This is a genomic window from Bacteroides thetaiotaomicron VPI-5482 (assembly GCF_000011065.1).
In the GTDB taxonomy this organism is placed as follows: Bacteria; Bacteroidota; Bacteroidia; order Bacteroidales; family Bacteroidaceae; genus Bacteroides; species Bacteroides thetaiotaomicron.
The window spans coordinates 4,906,418-4,923,958 of the sequence record NC_004663.1; the positions used below are offsets into that span (position 1 = coordinate 4,906,418).

At 42.3% G+C, this 17,541-nt stretch carries 7 protein-coding genes and 1 pseudogene; 4 read left to right on the plus strand and 4 right to left on the minus strand.

Going from position 1 to position 17,541, the window contains the following annotated elements:
- Window positions 1-301: 301 nt before the first annotated feature.
- From BT_RS19070 to BT_RS19085, 4 genes and pseudogenes are all read right to left on the minus strand, one after another.
- Window positions 302-1,624 (minus strand): annotated as a pseudogene (locus BT_RS19070) (glycoside hydrolase family 125 protein); the annotation flags it as partial.
- A 168-nt stretch (window positions 1,625-1,792) separates the two neighbouring features.
- Window positions 1,793-2,956 (minus strand): glycoside hydrolase family 76 protein, encoded by a 1,164-nt coding sequence (locus BT_RS19075; protein ID WP_011108967.1) that lies wholly within the window; start codon window positions 2,954-2,956, stop codon window positions 1,793-1,795.
- Window positions 2,957-2,990: 34 nt separating this feature from the next.
- A complete protein-coding gene (locus BT_RS19080; RefSeq protein ID WP_011108968.1) occupies window positions 2,991-3,938 on the minus strand; it encodes an endonuclease/exonuclease/phosphatase family protein in 948 nt (315 codons plus the stop codon).
- Window positions 3,939-3,996: 58 nt separating this feature from the next.
- Window positions 3,997-6,279: a GH92 family glycosyl hydrolase gene (locus BT_RS19085; RefSeq protein WP_008762721.1), complete on the minus strand. Its 2,283-nt coding sequence runs from the start codon at window positions 6,277-6,279 to the stop codon at window positions 3,997-3,999.
- 209 nt (window positions 6,280-6,488) lie between these two features.
- Here BT_RS19085 and BT_RS19090 point away from each other — a divergent pair, with 209 nt between their 5' ends.
- The 4 genes from BT_RS19090 to BT_RS19105 all read left to right on the plus strand — a co-directional run bounded on the left by BT_RS19090 (window position 6,489) and on the right by BT_RS19105 (window position 17,526).
- A complete protein-coding gene (locus BT_RS19090) occupies window positions 6,489-10,526 on the plus strand; it encodes a hybrid sensor histidine kinase/response regulator transcription factor (protein WP_011108970.1) in 4,038 nt (1,345 codons plus the stop codon).
- Window positions 10,527-11,044: 518 nt separating this feature from the next.
- Window positions 11,045-12,403 (plus strand): IPT/TIG domain-containing protein, encoded by a 1,359-nt coding sequence (locus tag BT_RS19095; RefSeq protein WP_011108971.1) that lies wholly within the window; start codon window positions 11,045-11,047, stop codon window positions 12,401-12,403.
- Window positions 12,404-12,425: 22 nt separating this feature from the next.
- The gene (locus tag BT_RS19100) at window positions 12,426-15,527 is read left to right on the plus strand and encodes a SusC/RagA family TonB-linked outer membrane protein (protein ID WP_011108972.1); all 3,102 of its coding nucleotides are present in this window, start codon (window positions 12,426-12,428) and stop codon (window positions 15,525-15,527) included.
- Between the two features lie 19 nt (window positions 15,528-15,546).
- The gene (locus tag BT_RS19105) at window positions 15,547-17,526 is read left to right on the plus strand and encodes a RagB/SusD family nutrient uptake outer membrane protein (protein ID WP_011108973.1); all 1,980 of its coding nucleotides are present in this window, start codon (window positions 15,547-15,549) and stop codon (window positions 17,524-17,526) included.
- The last annotated feature ends 15 nt before the right edge of the window (window positions 17,527-17,541 follow it).

The window sequence follows — 17,541 nt, forward strand, 5'->3', positions numbered from 1 at the left end:
AGTAGTTTTGCTGTCACTGTGGCATCGCGGAGACGCTTACGGCGAAGAAGGTCGGTTTCTGCGCCTTGATACTAAAGTTTCATCGGCGAGAAACCAAAGTTTCATCGGTGAGAAACTGTGGTTTCATCAGTGAGAAACTTTAGTTTCAGCAGCTTGAAACTCTAGTTCCAGTGACTTGAAACTTTAGTTCCAAAGGCATGGAAACTCTTGTTTCATACAGTGAAACGATTGGTTCCAAAGCATGGAACTATCGGTTTCACCGTATGAAGCAGTTATCTTATAAGTAAAGATGGAGTAGAGACTACTGAATGCTGTTCAATAAGTCCACTTTGCCTTCATTGACCAGTTTGAGGATCAGCTCTCCGAACAACGTATTCTGCCATGCAAACCATGCACGGGTAAAGTTTTTCGGGTCGTTTTTGTTGAATGATTCGTGCATGAAGCCGGTACCTGCATCCGTATCCATCAGCATTTTGATGCAAGTTTTGATTTCTGCGTCATTCTGGCTGGTGAAGGCTTTCATCATGATACTCATGGGCCATATCATGTCATATCCGATATGCGGACCTCCGATACCTTCCCCGGCACTGCCTTTGAAGAAGTAAGGATTGTCTTCGCTCCATACAAACTTGCGGGTATTCTGATAAATCGGATCAGTCACTTTGACGTCACCCAGATAAGGCAAAGCGATGAGACTCGGCACGTTGGCGTCGTCCATCAGTAGCTGATTGCCGAAGCCATCTACCTCGAAAGCATAAATCTTACCGTATTTCGGATGGTTGCAGACAGCATATTTCTTTAATGCTTTTTCTACTTCATCCGCCAGTGCGGTACATTCTTTGGCCAGCGCCGGTTTCCTGTTCACGGTGTTCAGAATTTCGGCAGCTTTGCGCAAGGAAGTAACGGCAAAGAAGTTGGAAGGAACGAGGAACTGGAAAGTCGTAGCGTCATCCGAAGGGCGGAAAGCGGAAGCAATCAGTCCGACAGGTTTCACCGGATTGCCCCAACCGTCATTGGTCATGGTGTCGAGTGCGCGTTCGGTCTTACGCTGGAATCTGTACGGACCTTTCGCGTCGTCCTTACGCTGCTGTTCCTTGAAAGTCTTCAGCACATTTGCAATGGCCTGCAGCCATTCGTCGGAGAATACGCTGGCATCGCCCGTTGTTTTCCAGTAATGGTATGCCAGGCGGATCGGGTAGCAGAGAGAGTCGATTTCCCATTTGCGTTCGTGAAGTTCCGGTTTCATGTCCGTCAGGTCGCTCATCCATTCGCCTCCTTCGGAGTTCATGTTGAAGGCGTTGGCGTACGGGTCGATATTGATACATTTAAACTGGCGGTTGATGACTCCTGCCAGCATCTTTTTCAGTTCGGGGTCTTTATTGGCAAGCTGCACATAGGGCCATACCTGCGCACCGGAGTCGCGGAGCCACATGGCGTGGATGTCTCCGGTGTATACAAAAGTGTCCTCTTTTCCGTCGAAGTGAACGGTAGTGTCCAGTGTGTTCGGAAAACAGTTCTCGAACATCCATGCCAGTTTCGCATTGGTCAGTAGTTGCTTGATGTGGTCAATCTGTCGTTCCACTTCCTGCGATACGAATAAGCGCTTGGAGGCTTCGGGACGGTTGGTCTGGTAATTATTGACCCGGGTATTGTCTTGCTGGGTCACAAATTCGCGGTTTTCCATTGCTTGCACGCCGGCAGCGCCCGAAAGTGCTGCGCAGAGGCAAAGTGTTTTGGTTATATTCATGGTAATTGTTTTCTTTAATTCATGTAAGGGTTAATAATCAATGTTTTATTTCTCGATTTCAGCGAACAGCTCGATCAGGCAGGCATTATCGAGCAGCCATTTATAAGGTTCCTCGTTATGTCCTGACCAGTCTCTGCCCAGTAATCCGTTGGCATCCCGGTAGTTTCTCCATGCGTGGAGCGCGTTCTCTGCCATCGCACGGACATAAGTCGGGTTGTGGTCAATCTTCTCCAGCGCCTTGAAGCCTCTGAACAGAATCACGTTAAACCACGACATATCCTTGTGTACCTTGACTGACGGGTCTTTCTTATCTGCTTTCGAACGGAAAAAGGCATCGGTTCCCGCGGCTGTCTTCTGGGCATCGCGCAAGTAATCCTTGTCTCCTGTCTCTTCGTACAGTAATACACCTGCCTGAATCATTTGTCCACTGTTGTAGGCGTACTTGTCTTTCGAGACTTTCCCTTTCAGGTTGATATTGTCCCAGTAAAGGAAGTCGTCGGGATCACACAAGTGTTTTCTGGTCCATGCGTAAGTTTCCTTGGCCTTGTTCAGATACTTTTTGTCCTTCGTCAGACGGTATAGCTTGACGCCGAGTACTGTTGACGGGGCATTGGAGCAGGTATGCTTCGCTTCTTTCTGCTGTTCGCACCAGAAGATTCCTCCGCCCAGTTCGTCACTCCAGCCGCTGTAGATGTATTCGTACAGGGCAATGGCCTTTTTCAGATAGTCGGCCTTCTTTGTGAGGCGGTAGTAGTCGCAATAATCCAGTGCGATCCAGATGTTGTCATCGTAGTAGCGTCCATGCTGACCGTATTTGACAGGGTACGACTGATAGCATGCCGGAAGGCGTTCTCCGTCCCAGTACTGTTCCAGTCCCGGCAGGATGCGCTTTTCCAGTATCGTCTTGTACTTCTTGTCTCCGGTAGCCTGGTACATGGCTACGCAACCGGACATCATCCCTGAGTAGGGCCACAGAAAGGAGGCCTTCAAGGTTCCGTTCTGCTGTGCTCCGCCTGCCAGATAAGTGATTTTCTGGTCGGGATTCACGGGATATGTTTCGGTAAGCAGCCCGTCTTCCGTCTGATATAAATTCAGAACATTGTCGAGGATAGAGTCGGCAATGGACACGAAAGGATGATTTTTCACCGTTTTTCCGGAAGCGGAAGCGAGGCAAAACAACATACAGGCTACAAAACATATATTTCTCATATGGGTATCAGATTATTAAATGAAGTATTCGGGGTTATTTTTGCTGACGTTGGTCAAACACCAGTTCCACTTTTACAGGGAAATGGTCGGATGGTGTACGTGCTTCATAAGCCTTAATGGTGATCTCTTCCGGACAATCTCTCACGTCCTCCTTTTTACTGTTTTCCCGTACACTCCGATAGGTATCTGTCAGCACACCGTATCTCTTGACGTGGAAAGAAGGTGAAACGAAGATATGGTCGATGCGGCTTTCGGTAAAACTGTTCGGATCGAAGTTGTTGAAAGTTCCGTTGAGCGCATATCGGTAGTCGCACTTCTCGTAAGAATCACAGAGGACGCCTTTGCTGACAAATGCGTCGTAGGACTGGTGGGTCTGGTCGACGTTGAAGTCTCCCGTCAGGATAGCCGGCAGATTCTTGCCTCTTCCCAGCTCTTTCATCTTTTCCTGTACGAGGAAAGCGCTCTCCACACGGGCTTTCTTGCCGATGTGGTCCATGTGGAGATTGAAGAACAGAAACTCGAAACCGGTATCTTTGCATTTGAAGTGCCCCCAGCTGCAAATACGAGGCAATACGGCATCCCAGCCTTTGCTCGGCACGTCCGGAGTTTCCGACAGCCAGAAATCTCCTTTTTCTACGATGTCGAATTTGTCGGTGCGGTAGAAGATAGCGGAGTGTTCGCCTTTGTCTTTACCGTCGTCGCGGCCTACGCCGATATAGTCATAACCGGGAAGGGCTTCTTTCATGTCTTTCAGTTGGTGAAGGAAGCATTCCTGTGTGCCGAAAATATCGAAATCGTGATATTGCACCATCTGGGCAATCACCGGATAACGCTGTCCCCATCCGTCTCCACGGGCGGAGTCGGAACCGTTGGCATTTCTCAGGTTGTAGGAGGCAACGGTGAGCGAAGTAGGCTGATAGCTCTGACAGTTGCAGAAGACTATCGCTGCAAGAACGATAAATAAAAGGTTTCTTAGTTTCATGTTTTCTTTAGTTTGTTTGGATTAGATCATTCATTAAAGCATTCAAAAGTACGACATTTTATTCAAATGAAAGGGAATAGGGAATATCTTTTTCAGTCGTTCCCCGCTGTTTGTTCGGCGTAGGACTCATCTGATACTGGATATTCGCTCCTTTCAGTAATTGGTCGTGCGTCAGATAATTGCGGGTGAATGCCTTGCCATTTACCTTCATATCCTTCACATAACGGTTGTCGGTGTTATTGTTGCTTGCTTTTATTGTGACGGTTTTTCCATTTTCCAGATGCAGCTTGGCTGACTTGAAAAGGGGAGTTCCCAGAATGTACTGATCTGTTCCCGGACAAACGGGGTAGAATCCTAAAGCCGAGAAGACATACCAGGCAGAAGTCTGACCGTTGTCTTCGTCACCGCAATATCCGTCGGGGCCTGCCGTGTAGAGCTTGTCCATGATTTCACGAACCCAATGCTGGGCCTTCCACGGTTCTCCCGAATAGTTGTAAAGATAAACCATGTGCTGGATAGGCTGGTTGCCGTGAGCGTACTGTCCCATGTTCATTACCTGCATTTCACGCATTTCGTGGATCATGCCACGGCTTTCCATACCCTGTTTGCCCGGAATGACAAAGACGGAATCCATCATGTTGTTGAATTCTTTCTTGCCTCCCATCAGGTCGATCAGTCCTTGCGGATCATGGAATACGCAGAAACTCCAGTGCCAGCTGTTACCTTCGCAGAACTCGCCGCTCCAGTCTACTGCATCAAATTTGGGGTTGAACACACCTTTGTCGTCTTTGCCTACCATCAGTTTGCGTTTCGGGTGGTAGACGTTCTTGTAGTTGAGTGCACGTTGTTTGAAGATGTCGATTTCGCTTGCCGGTTTGCCCAGTTTCTTGCCTAGCGTGTAGATGGTCCAGTCGTTGTACGCATATTCCAGCGTACGGGCAACATTCTGTCCTATACCGATATTGTTGGGGACATAACCCAGTTTGTTGTAGGCGTCGTATGCAAGGCGGCCCGAAGCTGTGCCGCGGAGATGGGCGTTTGCGTCATGTTTCAATGCTTCCCAAAGTGTTTCGATGTCATATCCGCGCAGTCCTTTGATATAGGCGTCGGCTACTACGGAAGCGGAGTTGTTGCCGACCATACAGTCACGGTGTCCGGGACTTGCCCATTCCGGAAGGAATCCGCTTTCAAGGTACGCATTGACCAGTCCTTCCTGCATCTTCTGATTCATGGACGGATACATCAGGTTCAAGAATGGGAACAGACAGCGGAACGTATCCCAGAAGCCGGTATCCGTAAACATATAGCCCGGTAGCACTTTTCCGTTGTAAGGGCTGTAGTGTACGACCTGTCCTTTGGCGTCTATTTCATAAAAGCTGCGTGGGAACAGCATCGAACGATAGAGGCAGGAATAGAAAGTGCGCAGATTGTCGATATTATCGTCTTCCACATCTACTTTGCTCATTTCACGGTTCCAGATGTCTTTTCCTTTAGTGACCAGCTGGTCGAAACTATCCTTGCCCAATTCTTTGAGATTCAGTTCCGCCTGCTCATAACTGATAAAAGAAGAAGCTACACGTGCGTGAACGATCTCCCCTTTCTGGGTAGCGAATCCGATGATCGCTCCGGTATGGTTGCCCTGAACTTCTGTTTCGTTCGGGAGAATGTTGTTCTCTTTCACGCCGGAAGTAAAGGTAAACGGCTTGTCGAACTGGATGACAAAATAATTCTTGAAGTTCTCCGGCACTCCGCCGCTGTTCTTGGTAGAATAACCGATGATCTTGTTTTCTTCCGGAATCACCTTTACATAAGAGCCTTTGTCGAATGCGTCGATAACGACATAAGCGTTCTTGGTTTCCGGATACGTGAAACGGAACATAGCGGCACGCTCCGTCGGAACGAGTTCCGTAGTAACGTCGTGGTCTGCGAGATATACCTTATAATAATAAGGTTTGGCAACCTCCGCCTTGTGCGAGAACCAGCTGGCACGTTGGTCCTGGTCGAATACCAGTCCGCCTGTGATCGGCATGATGGAAAACTGACCGTAGTCGTTCATCCACGGGCTGGGTTGATGTGTTTGTTTGAAGCCCCGGATTTTGTCGGCATTGTAGGTATATGCCCAACCGTCGCCCATTTTACCGGTTTGCGGTGTCCAGAAGTTCATTCCCCACGGCAGTGCCGTAGCCGGATAGGTATTTCCGGTCGATAACTCAAACTTGGACTGCGTTCCTACCAGCGTGCTGACATAGTCTACCGGATTCTTGACGGCAGAAATTTGCATGCTGTACAACACCGCACCTCCAATAAATAACAGGTGTTTAAATGAAAAATGTGTTTTCATGAACAAATGAATTTATGAATAAAATTAGTTTCTGTGACGAAAATAGAGAGAAAAGGAATGCCGCTACCGGAAGTCGAAACACTAAATCGCCCTGTGGCGCTATAATTAACCAAACTGGCACGCATTCTTACATATATTCTGCGCCAAAAAAGTGCTGGAAAGTTTTTTTGTTTACCTTTGTCATATTGCAAATCTAAGGATTCTATGCCATGAAAAAACATTGTATTTTACTTTTCTTCTGCTGCCTTAATCTGCTGATGAATACAGCCGGTGCCTATAATCTGAAGCAGGTTGCTGACAAAGAATATATGTCCAACAGCTCTATTACTTCTCTGTGCCAGGACGACAAAGGACTGATGTGGATCGGCACTTGTGACGGACTCAATATCTATGACGGTCAGGAGATCGAAGAGTTTAAGACCCGTGACAAGGAGGATTACTTATCCGGCAATCAAATTGATAATATTATCTATACCGGCAACGATACTTATTGGTTCCAGACCTATTATAGCCTGATTCGTCTGGACCGTAAAACGAACTCCATTACACGCTTTAATGAGTTTCAGAAACTCTTCTTGATGAATAAGGATAATCATAGCACCTTGTTTATCATTAAAGACACCAACTGCATCTATTATTTTCATAAGAAGGAAGGCATCTTTAAGAAAATCAATGTGACTGGTATCCCGATATCGGATGTCATTACTTTCTTCTTTGATAAAAATAACCGTATGTGGGTGATGATGAAAGGGTATAACCGGTGTTATGACCTGCAACAGGACCCTCTGACGGAGAATATCACTTTAGTATCGCAGAAAAGCGGTTTGGATCATCACACGCCATTGATTTGTAGCTTTTACGATGACGCCGCCGTTTACTATGTGGATAAAGAATACAATCTCTATGCCTTTCATATTGAGAGTAAAAAGAATGAATTTATAGCTAACCTGGGAGCGAACATACAGGCGCATGACAAGATTTCCTCCATTGTTAAATATCATGATAGCTTTTTTGTCGGCTTAATGATGGACGGTGTTCTGACGTTGGAAAAACAAAAGGGCAGCGGTGAATATCAGATTCAGACCTTACCTATAAATAGCGGAACATTCAGCCTGATAAAAGACCGCTTTCAGGATGTTGTCTGGATTGGTACGGATGGGCAGGGCGTTTATCTTTACTCAAATCCTCTTTATTCTATAAAATCGGTGGTACTGAATAACTATACCGAAAAGATAGAACGGCCCGTGCGTGCTTTGCTGCTTGACAAGGAGCGTACTTTTTGGATCGGTACCAAAGGGAATGGAATACTTAAAATTTTTGATTATGAGGTACAAAAGAATATCTCGGACTGCCGCTCGGAGATACTGACAACATCGAACAGTGGTTTAGGCAGTAATGCGGTCTACTGTATCAGAGAAAGTAACCGTAACTTGCTATGGATCGGTGATGAAGAAGGACTGAACTTTTATTCGTATCGTGAACGCCGTATCAAGAAACTTCCTCTCTGGATTGATAATGAGGAATTCAAATACATACATGATATTTATGAAACGGAGGACTCGGAATTGTGGCTGGCCAGTGTGGGGATGGGAGTAGTCAGAGCGCGTATCGGAGGTACACCGGATCATCCGGTTCTTGAAAAGTTACAACGATATGTGGTCAATGGCGGAGAATTCGGCTCTAATTACTTCTTTACGATCTGCAAGGGGGACAGTCTGAACCTGTTGTTCGGCAATATGGGATACGGGGTATACCGCTTCAATGAAACGATCAACGGATTGGAACCGCTGACCACTCATAAGTATGAGAATATGAACTTGAACAAGGTAGTACCTATTATAAAAGATGATGCGGACAATTATTTGATCGGTACTACTTATGGAGTCATCAAGTATGCCTCAGAAAACTCTTATCAACTGTTTAATGCGAAAGACGGTTTTCTGAACAGTACTATTCATGCCATTCTGAGGCATTCGTCCGATAACTTCTGGCTGAGTACGAATCAGGGATTGATTAATTTTGATACCAAAAGAAATGTATTCCGCTCTTACGGCTTTGGCGACGGGCTTAAAGTCGTCGAATTTAGTGACGGAGCTTCCTACAGAGACCCGCAAACGGGTATACTGTTTTTTGGAGGAATCAACGGCTTTGTAGCTATTCAGGCAGACGGACGTCCCGAACAGCTTTATATGCCTCCCATCTACTTTGACAAACTCTCTATCTTTGGAGAACAATACAATCTTGGAGAGTTTATCACCCGTAAAAAAGAGAATGAAGTACTGAATTTGAAATACGACCAGAACTTCTTTGCCGTTTCATTCACCTCTGTCGATTATCTGAACGGAAATAACTGCACCTATTCTTATAAACTGAAAGGATTGAGTGACCAGTGGATTAATAATGGTAAAGAAAGTTCTGTCTCTTTCACGAACATGGCTCCCGGTGAGTATACGTTATTGGTGAAGTACTACAATAGTGTATTCGATAAAGAAAGTGAAGTCTATTCTTTGTTGATACGGATCGGTGACCCGTGGTACGCCTCTTGGTGGGCATATCTCATTTATTCTTTATGTCTGCTTATGATAGCCGCCATGCTGGTACGTTCGTTTATTCTCCGCACCAAACGGAAAAAGCAGGAACTGCTGAATGAAATAGAGAAACGCCATCAAAAGAATGTATTTGAGTCGAAACTTCGTTTCTTCACTAATATAGCTCACGAGTTCTGTACCCCGTTGACTCTTATCTACGGTCCTTGCGGACGTATCCTTTCATCAAAAGGACTCAGTAAATTCGTAGTCGATTATGTTCAGATGATTCAGACGAACGCGGAACGTTTGAATAACCTGATTCATGAACTGATCGAATTCCGTCGTATCGAAACCGGAAACCGGGAAGTGAGGATCGAAGCCCTGAATGTATCTTCCTTAATGAAAAATACGGCCAAGACCTTTGTCGATATGGCTAAATCCCGGAATATCACGTTCCTGAGCAAGATACCCGAGCAAGTTTCCTGGAACTCAGACAAAGGTTTTCTGAATACTATTATTATCAATCTGATATCCAATGCCTTCAAGTATACTCCGGATGGGAAAAGTATCAAAATAGAAGTGGATACCAACGATGAAAACCTGCTGGTTCTCCGGGTGGCCAATGAAGGAAGTACGATTAAAGAAGAAGACTTTCAATATGTTTTCAACCGTTATGCTATCCTGGATAGCTTTGAAAACCAGGATGAAAAGAACTTCTCCCGTAATGGGCTGGGACTTGCCATTTCCTACAATATGGCGAAATTGCTGAATGGTACGCTGAAGGTGGAAAATACGCCTGACGGCTGGGTATTGTTTACTTTGTCATTGCCTCCGCTGGAAGTGACTACCGGCGTATCGTCTTCTAAACGAATCACTTCGGAATACATTCCAAAAATAGAGTCGCAACTGGTGCTGAAACTTCCTCACTATGAATTTGACAAGATGCGGCCTACATTGCTGGTGATTGATGATGAACTGGAAATGTTGTGGTTCATCGGGGAAATCTTCTCTAACGATTTTAATGTGGTCACCCTGCAGGAGCCGGAACGGGTGGAGCAGGTATTGAATGAAGTTTATCCGAATGTGATCATTTGCGATATCATGATGCCGGGAGTTGGCGGTATCGAATTGACGAAACGGATTAAGTCGGTGAAGGAAACGTCACATATACCTATTATTATGGTTTCCGGCCGGCATGAAATGGAACAGCAGATGGCTGCACTTTCTGCAGGAGCCGAGATGTATATCACCAAACCGTTTAATGCCGAATATCTCCGTATCTCTGTTTGTCAGATGTTGGAACGTAAGGAAGTACTGAAGGATTATTTCAGTTCAGCAATCAGCTCTTTTGAAAAGACAGATGGTAAACTGACACATAAGGAATCGAAAAAGTTCCAGCAATCTGTTCTGAAGATTATCAATGACCACATTCAGGAGAAGGAACTGACTCCCCGTTTCATAGCCGATCATTTGGCTATCAGCGTTCGCAGCCTTTACCGGAAAATGGAGGAGATGGGGGAAGAAAGTCCTACGATTATGATTAAGGAGTGTCGTTTGTATGTAGCGAAAGATTTGCTGCTGAAAACGAAAAAGACGATTGATGAAATTGTATTCGAAGCCGGATTCTCTAATAAGGTCACTTTCTTTAAAGTATTTCGTGAAAAGTACGGATGCACGCCAAAAGAATTCCGGACCAAACACTTGGAAGAAGTACAATAATTATTGGAGTGGTATGGCAACAATTAGAATTTTTTCGAATTTTCATTCGAAAAAAATAATACTGAGTAATTGGAGGATTTTTCTCTTTATCCCTACCAGTAGCAGTTTTAATTTATGAAATAGAAAGATATGATAGTGTCGCATTTAGTTTATATATGAGTAAATGTCTATGCCAAAGAAGTAAAAAAGGAAGTTCGTTCTCCAGTTATTGTTTTCTTGATTTTTATCTTGATTTTAATAGCGGGGAATTTAACCTTTAAGGAGAACTGGAATACTATTAAATCATGCCAAAATAGTAAATATCCCTGCCGTATAATATAAAACACAAAGAAGGAAAACTAAAAATCTTGGCAAACACATTAATTTTGCTGGTGCATTAAAAAGGTCAGAATAATATAATATGTTTAACTAAATATCTCATGAAACTATGAATCAACAACACGATCCTCCACCTGTTTTTTAAGTATGTAATGATCCCTTTTTACTTTTTATTTTATTTGAATTAAATTTAATATCTTATGAAATCTAATTTATTTATGAAGCGAAAGCTTGAAATCGGACTATCTTTATTAATTGGAACGTCCGTTTTTGGAGGATGCAATAATGACTTGGCTCCGATACGCCAAAGTCAGACTTTTCCTCCCAATTTGAATGCACCAACTGTTTTTGAGAGTTTCTCTCCTGATAGTGGTGGCGTAAAGACTCAATTAATTATTCGTGGACAGAATTTTGGTACGGATACTGCCTATCTGAAAGTGACTGTTAATAATAAGCGTGCTGCTATTGTAGGAGTAGCGGATGATGTAATTTACGCTATTGTTCCTGCGCGTGCTGATACTGGTTATGTTCGTTTATTTGTGGGCAAAGATGATAATGTCGAAGAATATGCTTCCCAAACAAAATTTATTTATCAGTTTAAACGTAATGTAACAACTTTGATGGGTAGACAAGGGCAAAGTGGGCGTGATGACGGACCATATGCTGAATGTAAACTACAACGTCCTTGGTTTGCTTTGGCGGATAAAGATGGTGCCTTGTTTTTTATTGATGAGGGGCGTGGACAAAATAAAAATGGTGCTTTGCGCCGTGCTCAGGAAGGCTGGGTGGAAACTTTGGTGCAAAATTCGAGTGGTCCATTCCAAAGTCCTACCTGTCTTGCGTTTAATCCCAAGCAGGACACTCTTTATATTTCTAATATGTCCTACGGAAGTGATATAAAAACTAGTTTTAACATACTATATGTAACACGTGAAGGTGGTTTTATGGATGTGAAAGGGCTATGTAAGTTTGAAAAAGCAGAAACGCAAGGTTTAGCTGTGCATCCACAGACTGGTGAAATTTTCTTTTGTAATAAATCTGGTGGATATATTTATCGCTTTAATGGTCCCGATTATGAGGATTATGAACCATTATTCCAAATAAACAGAGCAGATAAAATAGATACTCGTATGGTTTTTAATCCCGAAGGTACGGCTTTATTCGTGGTAGTTTGTAACAGACATTGTATCTATAAAGTTCCTTATAATGCATTGACTCATACTTTTGGTGAGCCTGAACTATTCGCAGGTGGCTGGGATGAATCCGGTTATGTCAATGGTAGTGGGGTGACTGCTCGTTTCGATAATCCGAGACAACCTGCTTTTGATCAGGATGGGAATATGTTTGTCCCTGAATATGGACGACATACTATTCGTAAAATTACTCCAACAGGTGAGGTGTCTTTGTATGCTGGATTACCTGGTCAAGCAGGATTTACGGATGGTCTTCCAGAGAAGGCTAGATTTAATAAGCCTGAATGTGTGACAGTTTATTTAGATAATTCACTATATGTAGCCGATAGAGATAACCATCTTATTCGTCGTGTAACAGTGGAATAATAATGTATAAAAAGATATATTCATGAAAAATACACAGAAATATTTCATATTACTTTTGATGTTGATATTACTTGTTCCAAGCAATATATGGGGACAAGAAACAAAAAAGGAAATTATAGTCAAAGGTGTAGTGGAAGATGATTTAGGGCCGATAATTGGTGCGTCAGTCGTTGCTAAAAACCAGGCAGGTGTGGGAGTAATCACAAATACTGAAGGTAAGTTTTCTTTGAAAGTGGGACCTTATGATGTATTGGTAGTGACTTTTGTTGGTTATCAGCCATATGAGCTGCCTGTTCTGAAAATGAATGATCCCAATAATGTAACTATAAAGTTATTGGAAGATGTTGGCAAAATTGATGAAGTGGTAATTACAGCCAGTGGACTTCAACAAAAGAAAACTCTGACTGGGGCAATAACCAATGTTGATGTAAAACAGTTGAATGCTGTAGGAAGTAGTAGTCTTTCTAATTCATTGGCTGGTGTGGTTCCCGGTATTATAGCCATGCAGCGTAGTGGTGAACCGGGTGAAAATACATCTGAATTCTGGATTCGAGGTATTAGTACCTTTGGTGCAAAATCAGGAGCCTTAGTTCTTATCGACGGAGTAGAACGAAATTTTGATGAGATTTTGCCGCAAGACATTGAATCGTTCTCAGTACTGAAAGATGCATCAGCAACTGCAATATATGGTCAGCGCGGTGCAAATGGAGTTATCTTAATTACCACCAAGCGTGGGGAAAAAGGTAAGGTGAAAATTAATGTAAAAGCAGGATTTGACTGGAATACTCCTGTAAAAGTGCCAGAGTATGCAAGTGGTTATGATTGGGCGCGTTTAGCCAATGAGGCTCGGTTAGGACGCTATGATTCCCCGATTTATACTCCTGAAGAATTGGAGATAATTAGATCAGGTTTAGATACTGATTTATATCCTAATATTGATTGGAGGGATTTAATGTTGAAGAGTGGTGCACCTCGCTATTATGCTAATATTAGTTTTTCAGGTGGTAGTGATAATGTACGTTATTATGTCTCTGGACAATATACCAGTGAACAAGGACGTTACAAAACGTTTAGCTCTGAAAATAAGTACAATACCAATACGACTTATGAACGATATAATTATCGTGCTAACGTAGACATGAACATAACTAAGACAACAGTACTGAAAGTTAGTGTAGGTGGATGGTTGGTGAATAGGACTACGCCTACTAGAAGTACTGGTGACATATGGGAGGATTTTGCCAAATTTACTCCTTTGTCTACTCCTCGTAAATGGTCTACAGGACAATGGCCGAGAGTGGATGGGCAAGATACTCCTGAATATCATATGACACAAAGAGGATATCATACGAAATGGGAGAGTAAGGTGGAAACTAGTGTAAAGTTAGAGCAGGATCTTAAGTTTATTACGCCCGGTTTGAAGTTTGAAGGAGTATTTGCTTTTGATACTTATAATGAGAATATAATAAAACGGGAGAAAAAAGAGGAAGTATGGGAAGCCCAAAAATATAGAGATGAAAATGGTAAATTGATTTTGAAAAGAGTGGTCAATAGAAGTCCGATGAATCAAAATAAGGAAGTTAGGGGTGATAAACGATACTATTTTCAGGCGTCATTAGATTATAACCGTTTATTTGCTCATGCACATCGTGTCGGTGTTTTTGGCATGGTATACCAAGAGGAAAAGACGGATGTTAATTTCGACTCCAGTGATTTGATTGGTTCTATTCCTCGTCGTAATTTGGCTTATTCCGGTCGTTTTACTTATGCTTATAAAGATAAATACCTTGCTGAATTTAACTGGGGATGTACTGGTTCAGAGAATTTTGAACATGGAAAACAATTTGGTTTCTTTCCTGCTGTTTCTGCCGGTTATGTAATTTCTGAAGAGGCTTTTATGAAAAAAGCATTGCCATGGATAGATCAATTTAAGATCAGAGCTTCTTATGGTGAGGTAGGTAATGATGTATTGGATGGTCGTCGATTCCCTTATGTGTCTCTTATAGATACTGATGATGGAGGATCATATTCATTTGGGGAATTTGGAACAAATAGAGTGCAAGCCTACCGTATTAGAACTTTGGGGACTCCTAATTTGACTTGGGAGATAGCTAAGAAATATGATGTAGGTGTTGACTTTTCTTTTTTTAATGGGAAAATTAGTGGTGCTTTAGATTGGTTTTTGGATAAACGTGATGACATCTTTATGCAGCGTAAACATATGCCATTGACTACCGGGCTTGCTGATCAGACTCCAATGGCCAATGTCGGAAAGATGAAGTCTTATGGATGGGAAGGAAATATAGGATTTACTCAATCTATTGGTCAGGTGAATCTCCAACTTCGTGCCAACTTTACTTATCAGACTACTGATATCATAGATAAGGATGAAGCAGCCAATGAGTTATGGTATAAAATGGATAAAGGCTTTCAGTTAAATCAATCGCGTGGATTGATTGCTTTAGGATTATTTAAAGATCAAGATGAAATAGACCGTAGTCCGAAACAGACAAGTAACAGACCTATCCTTCCCGGTGATATTAAATACAAAGATGTAAATGGTGATGGAGTTATTAATGATGATGATATTGTGCCTTTAGGATATCGGGAAGTTCCGGGATTACAGTATGGTGTCGGTTTAAGTGCTAATTGGAGAAATTGGAATTTGAGTGTACTTTTCCAAGGAACAGGTAAATGTGATTTCTTTATTGGCGGTAATGGGCCTCATGCTTTCCGTAGTGAACGTTATGGTAATATTTTACAGGCAATGGTCGATGGTAATCGTTGGATACCCAAAGAAATATCAGGCACGACTGCTACTGAAAATCCAAATGCGGATTGGCCGCTTTTGACATATGGCAATAATGATAATAATAATAGAAAATCAACATTTTGGTTGTATGAAAGAAAATATTTGCGATTACGGAATGTTGAAGTCAGCTATGATTTTCCACAAACTTGGACGCGTAAATTTTTTGTAAGTAACTTACGTCTAGGCTTTGTTGGACAAAATTTGTTGACATGGGCTCCTTTTAAAATGTGGGATCCGGAAGGGACTAGAGAGGACGGATCTAACTATCCGATAAATAAAACATTCTCATGTTATCTTCAAATAAGCTTTTAATCTTTTGAAAAAACAGATCATGAAAAAACTAGTATATTATATATTGTTATCCATAAGTGCGTTATCTTTTTCGGCATGTACCGATTATATTAATGTGGATAAATATTTCTACGATCAGGTATCATTGGATTCAGCCTTTTCCAAACGTATTTATGTTGACGGATGGTTATCCAGTGCTTATAGTGTAATGAATAAGCTAGGTGAATACAAGGAACCGTTTCGCTGGGCAAGTGATGATCTTTACCATCCTGATATGAAAGAATATGTGGAAGGAAGTTATAGTGCTGATAAACCAAAGGGTGATGAAAATGCTGGTGAGTCTCGTTTATGGAAATATTATGAAGGTATCCGTAAGGCATCTACTTTCTTGGATAATGTAGACCGTTGTCCGGAACTAACTATGGATGAAATAGCTGATATGAAAGGACAAGCCCGCTTTTTACGTGCTTATTGTTATTGGGCTTTGATACGTGTTTTTGGACCAGTACCTCTTATTCCGCTTGAGGGACTAGATGCTGACCTTTCGTATGAAGAATTGTCTTTGCCACGTACTCATTTTGATGAGATAGTTAGTTTTATTGATACGGAACTTGCCGAGACAGCCCGCTTGTTACCCATGAGAAGAACTGTCAACAATTTGGGGCGTCCTACACGAGGTGCGGCTTTAGGACTTCGTGCACGTGTATTACTTTATGCTGCAAGTCCTTTATATAATGGAAATCTCGATTTCTTCAACGTAGTAGATAATAAAGGAAACCAGTTGATTTCTCAAACGTATGATGAATCTAAATGGGCAAAAGCAGCAGCTGCTGCCAAAGATGTAATAGAACTGGCTAAAACCTCAGGTTTGTACGAGCTTTACACCATAGCTCCTAAAATTGGGACATTGGATATGTATCGTCCGCCGGTGCATCCCGAATATTCTACAAAAGATTATCCTGATGGTTGGGCGAATATTGATCCGTTACTTTCGTATAAGTCAAATTTTGATGGTTCAGTTCAAGGTTCCAAGAATCCGGAATTGATTTTTACAAGAACCAGTGATGGAACGGGGACTATTAATGATTGGATGTATCAAGCTTTACCCAGAACAATAAGTGGAAATAACCGTTTATGTGTCACACAAAAGCAAGTTAATGCATACGCAATGAATGATGGACGCACGATTTCGGAAGCTGCAAACACGGGTGATTATGTGACGACAGGTTTTACAACTGAAGCATATTCGGAAAATAATCCATTTCTACCGGCTAAAGTTAGTCTTATGTACAATAAACGTGAACCTCGTTTTTATGCATCTATCGCATATAATGGTTCGGTATGGGAAGCAGCCAGTGCTTCGGAACCTCGATATCGTAATCAACAGATCTTTTATTATCGTGGAACTGAAGATGGTAAACAAGGTTTTAAAGAAGAATGTCCTCTTACAGGGATGACTTTGAAGAAGTTTTATAATTCGGAAGACTCCAGAACAGATGGTGGTTATGTTATAGAAAAAACCGAAATGACTATTCGTTATGCTGAAATATTGCTGATTTATGCGGAGGCATTAAATGAATTATCGGAGGGGGAAGTTTATCATTTAAAGACCTACTCTAATGAAGATGTAGAAATAAAGCGTGATGAGGATGAGATGCGTTATGCTATCAAGCGTATTCGTATGCGTGCCGGAGTTCCCGATTATACGAATGAGACTTATAAAAATCAAGCAGATTTTCGTGTAAAACTGAAAAGAGAACGGCAAGTGGAATTGTTAGGAGAAAACAGTATGCGTTATTTTGATCTCCGCCGATGGAAGGATGCTTTGACAGAAGAAAATCAATTATTGCAGGGTTGTAATATTAATATTAGTGATGATGATACTTATATTGCAGACTTTTACAAGGAAACTCCAGTCTCTTCAGTACATAAAGTCTTTGAACAGCGTATGTATTTATTCCCATTCCCGACATACGAATTAAAGCGCAATGTAAATTTGACACAAAACCCGGGTTGGTAATTAAAACAGTATCAT